General features: G+C 38.2%; 20 protein-coding genes and 1 riboswitch. Of the genes, 5 read left to right on the top strand and 15 right to left on the bottom strand.

Going from position 1 to position 16,221, the window contains the following annotated elements; translation table 11 throughout:
• Positions 1-148: 148 nt before the first annotated feature.
• The 11 genes from BIV60_RS23225 to BIV60_RS23175 form a co-directional block, all read right to left on the bottom strand.
• Complete coding sequence (locus BIV60_RS23225) at positions 149-1,369, bottom strand: metallophosphoesterase family protein (RefSeq protein ID WP_071358083.1); 1,221 nt, start codon at positions 1,367-1,369, stop codon at positions 149-151.
• Between the two features lie 214 nt (positions 1,370-1,583).
• Entirely contained in the window at positions 1,584-2,354 is a 771-nt protein-coding gene (locus BIV60_RS23220; RefSeq protein ID WP_071358082.1) for a TatD family hydrolase, read from the bottom strand.
• Positions 2,351-3,097: an ABC transporter ATP-binding protein gene (locus BIV60_RS23215; protein WP_071358081.1), complete on the bottom strand. Its 747-nt coding sequence runs from the start codon at positions 3,095-3,097 to the stop codon at positions 2,351-2,353. The genes BIV60_RS23220 and BIV60_RS23215 overlap by 4 nt, the downstream gene beginning before the upstream one ends.
• Complete coding sequence (locus BIV60_RS23210; RefSeq protein WP_071358080.1) at positions 3,094-3,861, bottom strand: ABC transporter permease; 768 nt, start codon at positions 3,859-3,861, stop codon at positions 3,094-3,096. The genes BIV60_RS23215 and BIV60_RS23210 overlap by 4 nt, the downstream gene beginning before the upstream one ends.
• A 1-nt stretch (position 3,862) precedes the next feature.
• Positions 3,863-4,153 carry a thiamine-binding protein gene (locus BIV60_RS23205; RefSeq protein ID WP_071358079.1) on the bottom strand — a complete coding sequence of 97 codons (291 nt, stop codon included), beginning with the start codon at positions 4,151-4,153 and terminating at the stop codon, positions 3,863-3,865.
• Positions 4,154-4,167: 14 nt separating this feature from the next.
• Positions 4,168-5,160: an ABC transporter substrate-binding protein gene (locus tag BIV60_RS23200; RefSeq protein ID WP_071358078.1), complete on the bottom strand. Its 993-nt coding sequence runs from the start codon at positions 5,158-5,160 to the stop codon at positions 4,168-4,170.
• Between the two features lie 155 nt (positions 5,161-5,315).
• Positions 5,316-5,425, bottom strand: a riboswitch (TPP riboswitch).
• A gap of 72 nt (positions 5,426-5,497) precedes the next feature.
• Positions 5,498-5,704, bottom strand: a complete 207-nt coding sequence (gene copZ, locus BIV60_RS23195) for a copper chaperone CopZ (protein ID WP_071358077.1) — start codon at positions 5,702-5,704, stop codon at positions 5,498-5,500.
• Between the two features lie 14 nt (positions 5,705-5,718).
• Positions 5,719-6,033, bottom strand: a complete 315-nt coding sequence (locus tag BIV60_RS23190; protein WP_141770538.1) for a metal-sensitive transcriptional regulator — start codon at positions 6,031-6,033, stop codon at positions 5,719-5,721.
• A gap of 124 nt (positions 6,034-6,157) precedes the next feature.
• The gene (locus BIV60_RS23185) at positions 6,158-6,991 is read right to left on the bottom strand and encodes a hypothetical protein (protein WP_071358075.1); all 834 of its coding nucleotides are present in this window, start codon (positions 6,989-6,991) and stop codon (positions 6,158-6,160) included.
• 221 nt (positions 6,992-7,212) lie between these two features.
• Positions 7,213-7,887, bottom strand: a complete 675-nt coding sequence (locus BIV60_RS23180; RefSeq protein ID WP_371261582.1) for a GTP pyrophosphokinase — start codon at positions 7,885-7,887, stop codon at positions 7,213-7,215.
• Positions 7,888-7,979: 92 nt separating this feature from the next.
• Positions 7,980-8,636, bottom strand: a complete 657-nt coding sequence (locus tag BIV60_RS23175) for a TetR/AcrR family transcriptional regulator (RefSeq protein WP_071358073.1) — start codon at positions 8,634-8,636, stop codon at positions 7,980-7,982.
• A 380-nt stretch (positions 8,637-9,016) separates the two neighbouring features.
• On the opposite strand from BIV60_RS23175, the gene BIV60_RS29870 reads away from it, so the two are divergent.
• Positions 9,017-9,178, top strand: coding sequence for a hypothetical protein (locus BIV60_RS29870; protein ID WP_177177382.1), 162 nt, complete (start codon positions 9,017-9,019; stop codon positions 9,176-9,178).
• Positions 9,179-9,234: 56 nt separating this feature from the next.
• Here BIV60_RS29870 and BIV60_RS23170 read toward each other — a convergent pair whose 3' ends face one another.
• Positions 9,235-9,702, bottom strand: coding sequence for a CBS domain-containing protein (locus tag BIV60_RS23170; protein ID WP_071358072.1), 468 nt, complete (start codon positions 9,700-9,702; stop codon positions 9,235-9,237).
• Positions 9,703-9,978: 276 nt separating this feature from the next.
• On the opposite strand from BIV60_RS23170, the gene BIV60_RS31160 reads away from it, so the two are divergent.
• A complete protein-coding gene (locus tag BIV60_RS31160; RefSeq protein WP_483295122.1) occupies positions 9,979-10,140 on the top strand; it encodes a YuzK family famiily protein in 162 nt (53 codons plus the stop codon).
• An 18-nt stretch (positions 10,141-10,158) separates the two neighbouring features.
• Here BIV60_RS31160 and BIV60_RS23160 read toward each other — a convergent pair whose 3' ends face one another.
• On the bottom strand, positions 10,159-10,749 hold the full coding sequence (locus tag BIV60_RS23160; RefSeq protein ID WP_071358070.1) for a DNA-3-methyladenine glycosylase I: 591 nt from the start codon (positions 10,747-10,749) through the stop codon (positions 10,159-10,161).
• Positions 10,750-11,013: 264 nt separating this feature from the next.
• On the opposite strand from BIV60_RS23160, the gene BIV60_RS23155 reads away from it, so the two are divergent.
• The 3 genes from BIV60_RS23155 to menC all read left to right on the top strand — a co-directional run bounded on the left by BIV60_RS23155 (position 11,014) and on the right by menC (position 14,660).
• A complete protein-coding gene (locus BIV60_RS23155) occupies positions 11,014-11,859 on the top strand; it encodes a MurR/RpiR family transcriptional regulator (protein WP_071358069.1) in 846 nt (281 codons plus the stop codon).
• Positions 11,860-11,977: 118 nt separating this feature from the next.
• Positions 11,978-13,465, top strand: coding sequence for an amino acid permease (locus BIV60_RS23150; protein WP_141770536.1), 1,488 nt, complete (start codon positions 11,978-11,980; stop codon positions 13,463-13,465).
• A gap of 85 nt (positions 13,466-13,550) precedes the next feature.
• Positions 13,551-14,660 (top strand): o-succinylbenzoate synthase, encoded by a 1,110-nt coding sequence (menC, locus tag BIV60_RS23145; RefSeq protein ID WP_071358068.1) that lies wholly within the window; start codon positions 13,551-13,553, stop codon positions 14,658-14,660.
• Between the two features lie 50 nt (positions 14,661-14,710).
• On the opposite strand, the gene BIV60_RS23140 is transcribed toward menC, so the two are convergent.
• Both BIV60_RS23140 and BIV60_RS23135 read right to left on the bottom strand, forming a co-directional pair.
• Positions 14,711-15,352, bottom strand: a complete 642-nt coding sequence (locus BIV60_RS23140) for a response regulator transcription factor (RefSeq protein ID WP_071358067.1) — start codon at positions 15,350-15,352, stop codon at positions 14,711-14,713.
• A 117-nt stretch (positions 15,353-15,469) separates the two neighbouring features.
• The gene (locus BIV60_RS23135; RefSeq protein ID WP_071358066.1) at positions 15,470-15,967 is read right to left on the bottom strand and encodes a GNAT family N-acetyltransferase; all 498 of its coding nucleotides are present in this window, start codon (positions 15,965-15,967) and stop codon (positions 15,470-15,472) included.
• Positions 15,968-16,221 lie beyond the last annotated feature (254 nt).

The following is a 16,221-nucleotide window of genomic DNA, read 5'->3' as shown; positions in this document are numbered from 1 at the left end:
TTCGCAAATGTTCTTACGAAAAGATGCCACGAAGCATTTTGTTCAACGGGTTGATGAACTTAAACGAAAAACAACAATCTATGCGAAAATAGCCTTTGGTAAAGAGCAAAATTAAAAAGCGCTCAAGATTGAGCACTTTCTCTTATTTCTATTTTTTTAAAACTTTTTCTTGCTTTTTGTTTTCAGGAATGGGAGCGGGATCAATGCTTTGGTCGTTTGCGGTAAGGTCAATGCCATAGTCCTTGGCAAAAACCATGTGTGTTTCAACTAAAACATTTTCTGTATTTTCATCTAAATTAAACACTCGGGCACCACGTAATCGATTTCGCTCTGCACCCGATAAACCGTAAGCTCCAAATCCGGCACTGCCCGAATATCCTAGGAGAATTCCATAATAATTTCCCATATATGTATTTACATGGTCGTGACCGCAAAAGACGCCTTTAACATCTCCCCTATCAAGCAGGGCAGAAAACATCCCGCTATTAATTGGACCAGGACACTCCTCTTCATTTCTTTCTCCAATGATTTGATGTTTTTCAATTGCACGGGCATGATCAGCATCTGTTCTGCTATCAACACTTGAATACCACATATATCGGTGTTCCCATAAAGGAATATGAACGAACATTAGAGAAGGAACTTTGTAGCCAAACTGATTCTCTAACTTTTTGGAAGTCTCATAGTACCAGTTTACCTGATCAAACCGGACCCAATCCCATGTTGGATATCCACGAAAATCCTGGCCCGCAATCGTTTTGGGTGCATATCTGCCGCTGTCCAGCAACCATAAATTAAATGTAGCTTTTTTTCCATTTGAATCTCGAATAAGCAAATTCATGTTACCAGTCCCATTTAAACCTTTTACCCCTGGCTGATTAGCATTGTATTTGTAAGCCATATAAAATTTAAGCATTGCCTCTTCATCCAGACCACCTAGTGGTGTCGAATCTTCGTCATGATTTCCAAAAGTAACTGCCCATTTGATCCCTCTTTTTTCCATTGGTTGTGCAACATTGTTCATCGCTTCTTTCATCTCGATTTCCGATTCACAACCACCTGATATGTTGTCACCGTTCAGCACTACAAAATCTGGTTTCTCATTGTCTAGGACTTTTTCCATAAGCTGAATTGTGCGACGGTCAATTCGTTCATCATCCTGCGTATCGTTAAATTGCACAATTTTAAACTTTCCATCTGGTTTAAATTGTAGTTTAGTATGATCATTTGTTTCAGCGTGTGCAACAGAACTTAATAAATTTACCCCCGGTATCCCCGCGGAGGCAATTGTGAATGCAAGTGCACCCGTCCCACCAACTTTAATAAAGTCACGTCTGTTTAAACCCTTGTTTTCATTTTGGCTGCTCATTGAAATTCCTCCTAATCCTTTAATTGGCTAGTTGTAATGGGTAAAAATTGATTTACACATTTCCAATTTAACAAAAGATTGTAAATTCAATTTTATGAAAACGTATCGTTTTTGTTAATAAGGAATTTTTCAGATATTATTAATGAAAAAAAATACCCCATAGGCAGACTTTTATATGTGTCTACTCTATAGGGTAATTTTGATTGAAGCGTTTTTATAATTGATAAAATGAAACCGTATTTTCATATAATTTCGTCGTAACCTCTGATACAGAAAGTCCCTTAATTCCGGCAATCATTCGAATCGATTCTTCCATCATATTGGGCTGTGTCATCTTCCCGGTGAATGGTCCTTCAAATGGCCAAGGTCCATCTGTTTCAATCATCATTTGTTCTAAAGGGTAAACAGCCACCAATTGCTGGATTTCTTCTTCATACACGACATCCGGGGTGACAGAAATAAAATAGCCATTTCCACGCATTCGCGCAATTGTCTTTTTGTCCCCTTTAAACCAATGAAAATGAGCTTTTTTCAACGAATATTTTTCTAACAAATCACAAACAACCGGGGCATCATCATAGACGGCATGAAGAACAATTGGTTTCTCCCATTCCTTTGCCCGTTGAATAAACGAATCTAGTAATTCGATATATAGTTGATATTCTTGAGGAGATATTTTTCCTTCCAGCCGTAGGTAATATGGAAGGCCCACCTCTCCAACCGCAACCATCTCGGACCGATGCTCGTCCATCCATTTAAAAAGCTCTTTTCGCTCTCCCTCCGCAGGCAGGGGCTGCTCCGGATGAAACCCAAATGCTGGGCGAACCCTATCATATCCTCGAGCCAATTGAAGATTTCTTTTACATGATTCAAGATCAAAGGAAACTGAAACGAAAGAATCTAACATGGATGACTCTTCCAGGAGTAGCTTAATTTCGTCATCTTTATAATGATCCAAATGAATATGTGCATCAATCATTCTCATCGCGTCTTCCCCTGCCCTGTTAAGGTATAATGAACCTTTCGTTTCCATTGCAAAAATTTATCTTCCAACAGGATGCCCGCCTCCCGTGGCCGTGAAAACGGCACTTCTATTTCACTCATCACCATCGAAGGCTTTTGCGATAATACAAGAATCCTATCGGAAAGGTACAAGGCTTCTTCTATATTATGGGTAATAAACAGAACTGTCCTTTTGTGCGTCTCCCACACAGATATCAGCCATTTTTGCATCTCCAATCGAGTTAATTCATCAAGGGCTGAAAAAGGCTCATCCAAACAAATCACTGCTTGCGGACTTAATAAAGCACGGATAAAAGCAACACGCTGTTTCATTCCACCTGACAACTCATGTGGAAAAGCTTTCTCATATCCAGCAAGACCGGCAATCTCCAGCATTTCCCTCGCCTTACCCGTCTCTTTTTTCCCTTTTAACTCAGCTCCAAGCAGAACATTATCAAGGATGGTCCTCCATGGCAGCAGCGAAGGGGTCTGTGGCATATAGCTGATAAACCCGCGCTTTCCATTAATCACATCATTTTCAAGTAGTATCTGGCCGGTATCGGGAGAAAGCATACCTCCAATTAAATTAAAAATGGTACTTTTTCCGCTTCCGGAAGGGCCAATAATGGAAACAAACTCATCTTTTTTAATCGAAAAATTCATTCCAGTCATCACTTCGTTTGATCCAAAACATTTTGAAACATCTTTCAGCATGAGATGATTCATTTACCCTCATCCCCTTTCATCTGCCATCGGACAACACGACGCTCCACCAGGACAATAATAAGGAAAAATAATAAACTTAATAACATAATCGCAAAAATCGCAACAAACACCCGGTCCGTTCGAAATGAGGATGATGCCAGCGTCATATAAACACCAATTCCCTGTTTGGCCCCGAGCCATTCAGAGATAACCGCCCCCATCACACTATAAGTTGCTGAGATTTTCAAACCGGAAAAAATTGACGGCAGTGCAAAAGGAAACTCCAATTTCCAAAATAACTGCGTTTTCGACGCACCCGCCATCAACATGTAATGTCTTAGTTCAGCAGGAGTTTGCCTGAACCCGTCTAACGCTGCAACCGTAATAGGGAAAAAGCATACTAAAGTAATCACAATCATTTTCGGGAGCAGCCCAAAACCGAACCAAATCACCAATAGCGGAGCTAACACGATTGTCGGCACATTTTGCGAAAGAATTAACAGCGGGTAAAAGGAATCTCTTAAAACCGGGATTAAATAGAGAATGACAGCGACCACTAAACCAATAACCGCACCAATCGCAAAACCGTAAATTGCTATTTTCGTCGTCGAAAATAAATCCGGGTAAAATTCGCTAAAGCCGCGGATGGCTTCTGCCAATATATTTGTAGGCGCCGGCAGCAGCCAAGCCTCTATCTTCAAAGTCTTTACGATCATTTCCCATATCACGAACAAAAGGAGGAGAACCAATACCGGTCTCCACCCTTTTAAAAATAACGTCCTCATATTAGTGATACTTCTCCGTTAATTGGTCCATTGTAATGCCCGATGGCTGATATAATACCTTGATTTGAGATATTACATTTTTACTGCCGATTTCCATCATCCGTTCGTTCATTTTCGTGATGATGCTAAAAAGTTTCTCCAGTTCCCCCTCCATCGTCGTCTCCAATGGGTGAACCTCATATTTTACCCCTGATTCCTCAATAACACGGATCGCTTCATCCACATAGGGAATAACGTCTTCACCATCTTTTGTTTTTGGTATGATTTGAATGCTGACTAAGGCATTAGCCATGTAAAACCCCTCCATTATTTAGGTAAAAATTCATTCGTAAATGCTTTTTCTGCATCCAGCTTTTTATCCAAAAGCTTGTGGTCATACATCCAGGAAGCATAGTTTTCCCAGACCGTCTTTTTCTGTAATCCCCACTGTGACGCATCGTCCTGGTACTTAGGTGATAACCATTTTTGACTTGCTTTAACAAGCTTCGGATCTAAATCCGGAGCTGCTTTAATCAAGATATCAGCTGCTTGATCAGGATTTTTAATCGCAAATTCATACCCTTGTGATGCTGCCTTTAAAAAGGCTTTAACTGTGTCTGGATTATTCGCAATCATTTTTTCATTCGTTTCTAAAACTGGAGTATAATAGTCAAGCTTCTTAGAATAATCAGTAAGGTAAATCATGTTGATTTTTTGGTTACGAAGCTCTGCTTCTACTCCGGTCCAGCCGTAGTAAATCCAGGCAAAATCAATATCTCTTTTCACCGCAGTGAAAAAGTCTGTATCTCCCATATTAATAATTTTTACTTTATTCGCATCTGAATGCTCTTTATCCATTAAAGAAGAAATAACTGACTTTTCAACAGGTGAACCCCAACCACCGTAAGTTTTTCCTTCAAAATCCTTAGGTGATTTAATGTTTTTAGCAGCCGGTGAAGCGAATCCTGATGTGTTATGTTGAATGACCGCAGCAATCGAGACAAGCGGAACACCTTGAACCCGGGCCTGGGTAATTCCTTCTTGATAGCCTACACCAAAATCTGCTTTTCCTGATGCCACGAGCTGATCTGCACCTGTTTCTCCCGGCTGAATGATATCAACATCAAGTCCTTGTTCCTTAAAATATCCCTTTGCTTTTGCTACATAAAGTCCGGTATGGTTCGTATTCGGTGTCCAATCCAACACAACGGTTATCTTTTTTAGTTTTTTCGTGCTTTCCTTAGCCGTATCTGTATCTTTTTTGCTGCTGCAGCCGGCAATCAGAAAAACGGTAAGTAGTAATAAAAACCACTTCTTCATTTTCATTCGTCCCCCATATGTATAAATTAAGCTGGAAATAAACAAAATCAATAGAATCCTTACCAGTAGCTATCTGCATAATAGAACAAAAATTATCCAAAAACAAATAAAGCACCCGGGTTTAGAAACCCGAGTGCATATTGGCAAACAATTTATTTGTTTAAGAATATGTTCCCTCCGCCGGTATTAACCAGATCAGGTTCCAAGGGTCATCGTTTCAAGAACGAAATCTCAACCGGCAACACCGGCCCCCCTACATTTCATTGTATGAAGTTTATTTCCATAATCATTATAACAGAAGTATTCTATATTGCTAGTATTTAATTTCGACTCGATCCTATACTATATCATATCCTTGATCATCAATCGTTTCTTTAATCTTGCTTAAGGTAACGATATTTTTATCGAATTCAATATCTACTGTTCCTTTATCGAGATGAACCTCTACCTTTTTTACACCTTGAAGCTCACCGACGCTGCCTTCTACCGCTTTAACACAATGGCCGCAAGACATGCCTTTAACATTCAATGTAATATTTTCCAATTGGATAACCCCCGTTATTTTTTCATTAATTTTTGAATGGTTACTAGAACTTCATCAAGAACCTCCATGTCCCCTTCTTGAATCCTTTCCAGTACACAGCTTTTTAAATGCCCTTCCAGCAAAATTTTGGCGACACTATTTAGGGCTGATTGGGTTGCGGAAATTTGCGTAATCACATCATCACAATACGTATCTTTTTCAATCAGGCCTTTAATACCGCGAATCTGCCCTTCAATCCGATTGAGACGTGTTACAAGATTATTTTTCACCTTATCAGAATGATGGCTTTTTCTTTGACTTACTTCTGTTTCGTTGCATTCATCATCCATAAATTCTTCTTCATTATTCTGGTTCACAGACATCCGCACGCCCTCCAATTGAATAGTATATCATACCCCCGTATCGTAACTGAAAGGATAAAGTTTGACAATCCTGTTACAAGTCAGAGATAGATTAGCTTATTTTAATTATAAATGGAAACACCCTGACTTTTCCATCTTGTTTAAACTCCGCCCATATTTTATAAATACCAGGATGGTTGAATTGTGTTTCAAACACTGGTTGATGCTCATCTGATGGATGAACATGCAAGTATTGATCTGCTTGCTCATTAAGAATGACAACATGACCGGCAGCACCTAAGTACGGTTCAAGTTTGGATTCGTCCAATTGGAATTTTAATGTCACAGGATTTCCGGCATCAAATGAACTTACCTTCATCTCCACTTTTTCACCATCGATTGTTTTCACGAATGTTCGATCTGGTATAAGTGAAGGATGGTTGTGGGAAGTCACGGGACTACCAACTGTAAAAGAAACAGGTTCTACTTTATAATTCAAATTCTTAGGTTTCACATCAATAAATGCTTTGTACTGACCATCTGCTAATTGATAGGGAATGGCAAATTTTCCAGGACCAATTTTTTCAGGATGGATATGATAATATTGATCCAAATGGTTATTTACCACGATTAGATGCATCAGTTTTTCATGATTTACTTCGAGATCATTTACAAGTTTACCATGCGTATCCTTTAAGGTGATTTCCATTTTCCCATCTTTATACACAAAGTTCGGGTTAACTTCACCTATTTTTGCAGAATCACTCTCATGGTGGTGTTCCTCACCTGACTCATTATGGCCATGACTTTCGTTTGTCATAGCAGTCGACCCTTGGCTCATATCCATCGATGTTTTTGCTTCCGTTTTGAAGTTCACATCATATACCCAATAGCCGCCCATAATCACTAGTAAATAGACAAATGCACCCAGTGCCCATTTTTTCATTGGATTACTCCCTTCTATTATGTGGTAATTAATCTATCCAGTCTGAATTAAAATTATTTTCATTTTGGTACCATTTACATTATCATACTATACCCCCCTAAGGTAAAATGTCAACAAAAAATTCCATTTTTATAAAAATAGGCCGACGCAACACTTTTCCACTGCTTTTTCGATCTTTCCTTCCAAAAGAAAAAGAAAAGCACCTTTAAAAAAAAGTGCTTTTACTTTCGATCTCCGATTTTTTCCATAAATGATTCTAACAACGGAATCTCATTAACCATGCTAAAAATACTGGTCTCTTCTTTTCTTTTGTTCTCCTCTTTGATTACCGATATTTCTTTATGAAGCCGCTCCATTTTTTGATCCAAGTGGGCAGCCATTGTTGCAGCTTCCTTCAGCTCCATAATCATCTTTTGAGGGACTTCTTTATTATATTTATAATAAATTTTATGTTCCAGACTTGCCCAGAAATCCATTGCAATGGTTCGGATTTGTACCTCAAGATAGACAAGTTCCTCACGATCTGACATAAAAATCGGGATTTCCAAAATCAGATGCAGACTTTGATACCCATTTGGCTTTGGATTTTGGATGTAATCCTTATACTCGACAATCCTAACATCTTTTTGGTTTGCAATCATCTTACTTATTTCATAAATATCGGAACGGAAGGAACAGGTAATCCTTATTCCTGCAATATCCTTTATATTTTCCTTAATGCTGGCTAAATTAAAATCACAGTCTTTGCGATTTACTTTCTTCAAAATGCTTTCAGGTGATTTTAACCGCGATTTCACATGTTCAATCGGGTTATAATCATGAATGAAATTAAATTCATCTTGAAGAATATTAATTTTTGTATTCATTTCATCGAGGGCAAATTTATATGCCATCATAAATCGCGTTAATTCAACCTTTAAATCCTTAATCTCTTTTATATTTAGGAATTGTTCAATTTCCAACCGAAAACTCCCTCTCTCTCCATACATTATTCTATTTCATTCTCGTTGTCTGATTTTAAATTTTTTAATACATCCGGTGGAAAAACGAGTCGGCAGATCACTTTGGCAATCTCATGATATTCAGCAGGTTCCCCTGACTGTTCCACTTTAACAGCAGCATTTTCGGCGAGGATCATGATGGACCATGCGAGGGTATTTAAATCCAAATCGCTCCAGGTCAATCCTTTTTCTTTTGCAGCTTGCAGTTCAGTAAAAATTCGCTGATGAATTCTCTTTTTGGCCGTTGCAATCACCTCTGCCAGCTCAGGATCCTTTAACAGCAATTCCGGCAATACACGATGCAAGCCATGCTGATTCAGCCTATGACCGTAAGATTCCAGCATTTCAACCAACCTTGCTTCTGGGTTACCGTTCACCCAGCTTGGTTCCGGCGGCAGCAGTTTCTCAATTTTATCCTCTAACAGAGACAATAATAATTGACGTTTATCTAAAAAATAACGATAAAAAGTCCCGGTAGCAACTCCTGCTTTGGCGGCAATTTCCTTTGCAGTTGTTTGCTCGTATCCTTTTGAAATAAACAATTCACGCCCGCTTTCCAATAATGCATTTCTTTTTTGTTGCGCACGCTCCTGTTTTGGTACAAATGGAAATTCACCAGCCAATTGGTCTTCTCGGTCTGACATTTTATCACCTCAATCCTATCTTATCATATGAAACTCAGAAAATGAACTAGGGTTCATATTTCCATTGACAGTTTTCTTTAATCATGTAATACTTGAACTATAGTTCATGTTGTATCATCTTCTTAGTTGGCACCCCTTGACTAGATAAGGAATGGTATAACATGAACTAATATTAAAAAATTCATTTTTATTAAAAGGATTTTCCATTATTTCCACGAATTATTTAAGAACAATACTGTAGGATTGGATGAACTAGGCACCCGTTGGAATTTTTTTTATATAATGAAATAAAAAAAGGGGATCGATGCTTTTGCCTAGTGTTTTTTGGTTACCATCCTATATAATATTATCACCATACTACATTGGAAGGTGTGAATAATTTGGCAGCCAATTCTGAACCGAAAAAAATTGATGTTAATTCAACCATCTCCTTAAAAGGAATTGTAAAATCCATATTTAACGATACTATTCATGTACAAATTGGTGGAAAGATTATTGCCTTACCAATAGGAGATTTCCTGCTGGATAAATCAATGAATTAAATAAATGATCATTCTAATAGGCCCATCACTTTCAACTGAAGTGATGGGCCTATTTTTTAACTCATCTTTTCAAATAACGTGTTTTGAACACAGCGAATCATATCTCCTCTGCTAATAACCCCTAGCACATGATGGTATTGATCAATTACAGGAAGCTTTTTAAAATGGTGTTTTGCCAGGAGCTGCACTACCTGTTTCACATCATCCTCAGGTGAAACTGTAACCAATCCGTTGGTTTTGGCAATTTTTATAATCTTAAGGCTTGCCACCTCTCCAATTCGGCTCTCCAAATTTTGTTCCCAATGATAACTAATAAAAGAAAAATAGTCATTGATCCTACGGTCCACTGGTTGAATCGCTCGCAAAATATCCCCATCGGTAACGATTCCCTGCAATTTTCCCTCTTTGTCCATAATCGGCATACCGCCAATTTTCCTATCCACCATTATTTTCATCACATCTTTAACCGATGCATCAGGACTTGCGGCAATCACATTTCTTATCATAAAATCCTTTACCTTCATAACTTAGCACCGCTTTCTGTTGTAATCATTGATATTATTTGGTACTGTTCCAGTTTTTATTTGTAATATTTGCTCCTATTGGAAGGAAACCGCCATTATTTTAAGGATTTACGAGGTGAGCGGCTGACACCCTTAATTGGTCCGTTATATGCAGGCATACACTGATTTTTCCACTTTGTGGATACAAAACCCTAAATGGTAAGATGGGGATGTTCAATAAAAAGCTAACGGAGGGGATTTTTTATCAATCCATTAGAGTTGAATTACACGAGTGAAATGGAAAAGGCCATGCAAAAAGCCCATGGAGTAGGCTACCAAGTCTATAGTCAAAAGCATTCAGTGAGAATTAAGGTTGAAAATCGTCGCGAGCGGAATTACAGGGAAAGCAAAAGATTGCTTGCAGAAATCAATAGTAAACTATATGCATATACCATCTAAATAGAGAAAGGGAACCGGTTAATCTTCACCAGTTCCCTTTTGTGTTTCATTCGTTCTATTTTTATAACAATCACAAGTAACGACATGATCATTGACCATGCCTACTGCCTGCATAAAAGCATAACAAATCGTTGAGCCGACAAATTTGAAGCCACGCTTTTTTAAGTCTTTGCTAAGACGATCACTAATTTCGGTTGTTGCGGGAACTTCTGATAAGTCCTTAAAGTGATTTCGAATTGGTATTCCATCGACAAAGGACCAGATATAGGGGCTAAACGCTCCAAATTCCTCCACCACTTCTAAAAAGGCTTTTGCATTCGTAATAACGGCGTTTATTTTTAATTTATTTCGAACAATCCCCTCGTTTTGTAAAAGATCTTCGATTTTTCGCTCATCATATTGAACAATTTTTTCTGCCTCAAAATTGTCAAATGCCTTTCGATAATTTGTTCGTTTTTTTAAAATCGTATACCAGCTTAGACCTGCCTGTGCTCCTTCAAGGTTCAAATATTCAAAAAGCAGCCGGTCATCATAGACCGGTATTCCCCATTCATGGTCATGGTAATCGAGATATAGGGGATCTTGGTTCACCCAGCCGCATCGATTCATTATATTGAACTCCTTCTTTCCTAATTTCCTTAATGTTTTTTTTCAGATGTTTTTATTATAAAATATTTTCCTGCTCCTATATCATAAAATTCCTTAATAAAAGAGTCAAAAAATAATTAAAAATTCTTGTTTTTTTAAACATTTATGATATTGTAATAATAAATAAAGGATTTGATGCATTTAAATTTCAAAATGAAGGATTTACTTCATTAAATTGCTAGTTTACTAATTCTCTAATTTGCTAAAGTAAGGAAGGTTGATGGAATGAAACCACTTCCATTTAAGCTTTTGGTGAAAGATAATTTCCCTTTATTATCAACAGGTCAAAAAAAAGTGGCCAACTATTTAATTGAAAATCTGGATGAGTCTGCATTTAAAACCGCTTATCAAATTGGAAAGAAAGCCGGTGTAAGTGAAACAACAGTAATAAGACTTTCTTTTGCACTAGGTTTTGAAGGTTTTAGCAATATGCAGACAACGATTCAAAATCAACTGCTTCAACAACATCAGACAGAACTTCTTGAAAACCATCAACAGGATGAAAAAAATGATCCCTTTAAAAGAGTTATTGAATCAGAAGTTCATATTTTAAGACATCTGCTTAACCCAACAAACATAAATGAAATTTGGAAGGCCGTGGATGCGCTCATTAAGGCTGACCAAGTATTAATTGTCGGATACAGTCTTTCACATGCGGCAGCCTACTGGTTTTCCCATATGCTTAGTACCTTAAGAGAAAATGTCAGCTTATGTTCTCCAAACGAAAATTTTGTTGAAAAATTTTGTAATCTTACGAAAAATTCAGTAGTGGTCGCGTTTTCCTTCCCACGGTATTCAAATGAAACAATTAAAATTGCGGAGTTTGCTGCAAAACACGAGTTTCAAACGATTGCAGTGACTGACCGACTCCTCTCACCGATTGGGCAAATTTCCGATATTGTCTTAACGACCGAGGAGAAGGCTGAAACGGGTGTAAATTCGATTTCGTCCGTCATTAGTTTACTTGACCTAATCATCGAAGGAATCCATCAAAAAGATCAAAACCGTGTCCATGCCCATCAACAAAAACTAGAAATGCTCTACTCAAGCTTTCATGTTTTTAACGAATAATTTCTTAAAGGAGGTGGTTGAAAATTGAAAGCGATTCCAAATATTAGCTTTCAATACCATTCAACAGAACCAAATTTATTAGCAGAATTATAGCTAAAAAAAATAAATGAGGTGTTTTATGTCAAATACTGCAAAGAAATATCAAACTTCTAATCAAATCGGACAAGCTGTTCAAACTGAACACTTGGAAAGAAAACTGAAAACCAGACATTTAACGATGATTGCCATGGGTGGAACCATTGGTACCGGCCTGTTTCTAGCAAGCGGAGCAACTATTCATGATGCAGGTCCCGGCGGAGCGATTGCTGCCTACTTAATTGCAGGGATCATGGTGTATTTCCTCATGGCAAGCTTAGCTGAAATGGCGGCATTCATTCCGATTTCCGGTTCTTTTAGTACGTATACTGCCAGATTTGTTGACCCTGCATTAGGTTTTGCTGTTGGCTGGAATTATTGGTATAACAATGCAATTATCCTTGCTCTGGAATTATCCGCTTCCTCTTTAATAATGAAATACTGGCTTCCTGATGTCCCGGGTATTGTTTGGAGTGCGAGCTTCCTTGTTATTATTTTTGGCTTAAATGTTTTATCTGTTAAAGGTTATGGTGAATCAGAATTCTGGTTCTCACTCATCAAGGTTGTAACCATTATTCTTTTCATTATTGTAGGTTTATTAATGATTTTCGGAATTATGAAAGGTTCTACAGGTGGTTTCGAAAACCTTACAAAAGGCGATGCACCATTCCATGGCGGGCTCCTCTCAATCTTCAGTGTGTTTATGGTTGTTGGATTTGCCTTCCAAGGAACAGAAATGGTTGGGGTCGCCGCCGGAGAAAGTGAAAATCCTGAAAAAGATATGCCAAGAGCCATTAAACAAATCTTCTGGCGCATTCTTTTGTTCTACGTTTTAGCCATTTTCGTTATCGGGTGTTTAATTAGTTATAAGGATCCAAATCTATTAGGCGGAGACATACAAAACATTGCTGTAAGTCCTTTCACCCTCGTATTCAAACATGCAGGGTTAGCCTTTGCTGCCGCGGCAATGAATGCGGTCATCCTAACATCCGTTTTATCTGCAGGTAATTCATCCTTGTACGTCGGTTCACGCGTACTTTGGACATTAGCCGAAGAAGGAAAAGCACCGGCATTTTTGAAAAAAGTAAACAAAGGCGGCGTACCGGTAAATGCTCTTTACGCAACCACGTTTGTTGGAATGCTTTGCTTCCTTACTTCCCTTTTCGGTGACGGCACCGTTTATAATTGGTTATTAAACGCAGCCGGTTTAGCTGGTTACCTTTCATGGTTAAGTATTTCCGTTACCCACATGCGCTTCAGAAAAGCCTATAAAGCTCAAGGCAGAAATATGAAGGACCTTCCATATGTGGCAAAATGGTTCCCATTAGGCCCGATTTTAGCAACCATCCTCTGTTTAGTTGCTACCCTTGGAACGAATTACGGCGCATTTATTGGTGATAAGATCGACTGGTATGGTATACTTGTTTCGTATATCGGACTGCCATTATTTATTGCAGGCTATTTAGGATATAAATTAGTGAAGCGAACAAAAATGGTTCCACTAAAAGAAGCTAATTTCAGCAAAGAATAATTTTTTCCTCTAACGCCTTGTTTTTCAGCAAGGCGTTAGGCTATTTTTACATAAGAAAAAAAGATAAAGAAGGAGAACACTTTTTATGAAAATAACAGAAATTACGTTAAGGCATATGAAAATGGATTTGCTCTACCCTTTTGTTACCAGCTTTGGAGAGGAAAAAGATCGGGATTTTATTCTAGTCGAAGTAAAAAACGAAGACGGCCTTACCGGATGGGCTGAAAATGTTGCCATGCCCACTCCCTACTATAATGAAGAAACTGTAAAAACGAATTGGCATTTGCTTGAGGATTTTTTAATGCCACTATTATTAAACCGTGAATTCAGCCACCCTGATGAGCTGTCAGAAAAACTTTTTGCTCATATTCGCGGAAACTATATGGCAAAAGCCTGTTTAGATATGGCTGCATGGGATTTATATGCCCGTGAACAAAATATCTCCCTTGCCAGTGCGCTTGGCGGAACAAAAAAATCCATCGATGTTGGTGTCAGCATAGGCATTAAAGACTCTATCGATGATACCCTCAAAACGATTGAACAGCGTCGTTCGGAAGGTTATAAACGTTTTAAATTAAAAATTAAACCAGGCTGGGATGTTGAATTGATTGATAAAGTCCGTAAAGTCTATCCGGATATCCCACTGATGGCTGATGCGAACTCGGCTTATACTTTAAAGGATATTGACCTTTTAAAAGCGCTTGATGATTATCATCTCATGATGATTGAGCAGCCACTTGCCTATAACGATATTATAGATCATGCTGAGCTACAGGCTAAATTAAAAACACCGATTTGTCTTGACGAAAGTATTCATTCATTAGAAGATACCCGTAAAGCATTGAAGCTGGGAAGCTGTAAAATTATTAACATCAAGGTTGGCCGTGTGGGCGGATTGACAGAGGCGAAGAAAATCCATGATTATTGTATGGAGCATAATGTTCCTGTTTGGTGCGGGGGGATGCTTGAGTCAGGCATTGGCAGGGCTCATAACATAGCGCTGACTTCCCTGCCGAACTTTATGCTTCCAGGTGACACCGCCGGATCTACGCTTTATTGGGCGGAGGATATTATTGAACCAGAGGTCATAGCTGAAAATGGAACCATTATCGTGCCGGATGGTCCGGGAATGGGATATGCGCCTAGTATAGAGAAAATTGATAAGTATACTTTATATAGTAAAATCTATCGATAAAAGAATGAGGGTGTCTTCGGCACCCTTTTGCATTTCAATATACTGTTTTTTTAAAAGTCAATTAACCCCATATCTTTTACTTTTACGATTGCCTCAATTCTTGTATGTACCCCAAGCTTTTGAAATAGATTGGTTAAACTATATTCCAAGGTTCTTTGGCCAATAAACATTGATTGGGCAATCTGCTTGTTGGTCTTCCCTTTCACAAGCTCCGTTAAAATTTTCCTTTCCTTCTCATTTATAGAAATCCCTTTGTCAGCCGGTTCACGCAGAAGTGAAGGCCTCCCTTTTCCGTAGATTTCCTTCAACAATGTAAACGGAATCATTGCCTCTTGGTCTATCGCACACCTTATTGCCCTAATTAACTGATCCTTTGTAGCCATTTTCGAAATAAAGCCTATTGCACCGGAATCCATAAATAAATCCATATAAGGAAGGATCTCGCTATCAATATAGATTAAAACATTGGCCTTTGGCTGGATCGCAAGAACATGTTTGGCTAAATCAAAACCGTCCATTTCAGGCATTTTATAATCAAAGATCATCACATCATACGATTTGGTTTTTATCGACTCTAAGGCCTGCAGACTTGATGTTTCGTACTGGACTTGCATATCCTGCTCTCTTTCAATGATTAACTTAGTCCCTTCTCCTACTAAGGGATAATCGTCAACAAGCAAAATGTGAAACATTTAAACACCTCAAATTACATTTCTACCTTTTACCATTTTTGGATGGTTTTGAGATATTGTAAAATAAAAATCTATCAAAAAAAATCGGAGCTCTTTTTGATCCCGGTTCCTTCAATCTTACAAAAACAACACCATATACTCTTCATCATAATATGTTTTCCCCACTTTTTCCGAGTTTTTCTCAAGCCCAAATGTCTTAAAACCGCAGGAATAATAAAGCTTTTTCGCTGTTTCATTCGTGGAGACGACGGTTAGATTAATTTGTTCCACTCCACCCAATTCTTTTGCTTTTTGTATGACTGCTTCCATTAAGGACCTCGCCATTCCCCTTCCCCGTTTTTCAGAAGAAACGTACATCGCAAAAATATTGGCTTTATGTCGTGTTTTTTGTTTTGTTTCTCTAACTAATGTAACAATCCCAAAAAGTTGTTCATTTTCAAATGCACCAAAGGTATATACTTCAGGTGACTTCAGCCTGTTTGTGTAAGTTTCAATTGTGTATTCCTTTTCTTCCTCATAGCTAGAAGCAAAGGCCACAGGATCTTTTTGTAATCCCTCCAAGCGCAGTTTTTGATATTGTTTTGCATCATTTGGATTTAATTGTCTGATTTCCATATACTGCCTCCTTCTTCATCTTGACTTGCAAATATAGCATTACCCCATTTACTTAATTCTCCACTTTATTTCTTTCCCCTTTTTTCAGCAATAAAAAACCCATCATCTGTGTGAACTGCACCCCAATTGTTAGACACCATCTATCAATTGGAGGTGCAGTTTTTCTATGGCTAAATTTTCTGCAGAAGATAAATTACAAGCAGTTGAGCGTTATTTAAATGGAAATGAGAGTTCAAATGAAATAGCGAAATCGT

The sequence above is a fragment of the Bacillus sp. MUM 116 genome (assembly GCF_001866655.1).
GTDB lineage: Bacteria > Bacillota > Bacilli > Bacillales > Cytobacillaceae > Neobacillus.
This window is presented reverse-complemented; position numbering and strand designations above follow the sequence as displayed.

Coding starts and splice junctions, on each gene's coding strand:
- BIV60_RS23225 (WP_071358083.1), bottom strand. CDS start 1,369: ATGAGCAGCCAAAATGAAAACAAGGGTTTAAACAGACGTGACTTTATT.
- BIV60_RS23220 (WP_071358082.1), bottom strand. CDS start 2,354: ATGAGAATGATTGATGCACATATTCATTTGGATCATTATAAAGATGAC.
- BIV60_RS23215 (WP_071358081.1), bottom strand. CDS start 3,097: ATGAATCATCTCATGCTGAAAGATGTTTCAAAATGTTTTGGATCAAAC.
- BIV60_RS23210 (WP_071358080.1), bottom strand. CDS start 3,861: ATGAGGACGTTATTTTTAAAAGGGTGGAGACCGGTATTGGTTCTCCTC.
- BIV60_RS23205 (WP_071358079.1), bottom strand. CDS start 4,153: ATGGCTAATGCCTTAGTCAGCATTCAAATCATACCAAAAACAAAAGAT.
- BIV60_RS23200 (WP_071358078.1), bottom strand. CDS start 5,160: ATGAAGAAGTGGTTTTTATTACTACTTACCGTTTTTCTGATTGCCGGC.
- BIV60_RS23190 (WP_141770538.1), bottom strand. CDS start 6,033: ATGGATGATGAATGCAACGAAACAGAAGTAAGTCAAAGAAAAAGCCAT.
- BIV60_RS23185 (WP_071358075.1), bottom strand. CDS start 6,991: ATGAAAAAATGGGCACTGGGTGCATTTGTCTATTTACTAGTGATTATG.
- BIV60_RS23180 (WP_371261582.1), bottom strand. CDS start 7,887: ATGATGGCATATAAATTTGCCCTCGATGAAATGAATACAAAAATTAAT.
- BIV60_RS23175 (WP_071358073.1), bottom strand. CDS start 8,636: ATGTCAGACCGAGAAGACCAATTGGCTGGTGAATTTCCATTTGTACCA.
- BIV60_RS23170 (WP_071358072.1), bottom strand. CDS start 9,702: ATGAAGGTAAAGGATTTTATGATAAGAAATGTGATTGCCGCAAGTCCT.
- BIV60_RS31160 (WP_483295122.1), top strand. CDS start 9,979: ATGGAAAAGGCCATGCAAAAAGCCCATGGAGTAGGCTACCAAGTCTAT.
- BIV60_RS23160 (WP_071358070.1), bottom strand. CDS start 10,749: ATGAATCGATGCGGCTGGGTGAACCAAGATCCCCTATATCTCGATTAC.
- BIV60_RS23155 (WP_071358069.1), top strand. CDS start 11,014: ATGAAACCACTTCCATTTAAGCTTTTGGTGAAAGATAATTTCCCTTTA.
- BIV60_RS23150 (WP_141770536.1), top strand. CDS start 11,978: ATGTCAAATACTGCAAAGAAATATCAAACTTCTAATCAAATCGGACAA.
- menC (WP_071358068.1), top strand. CDS start 13,551: ATGAAAATAACAGAAATTACGTTAAGGCATATGAAAATGGATTTGCTC.
- BIV60_RS23140 (WP_071358067.1), bottom strand. CDS start 15,352: ATGTTTCACATTTTGCTTGTTGACGATTATCCCTTAGTAGGAGAAGGG.
- BIV60_RS23135 (WP_071358066.1), bottom strand. CDS start 15,967: ATGGAAATCAGACAATTAAATCCAAATGATGCAAAACAATATCAAAAA.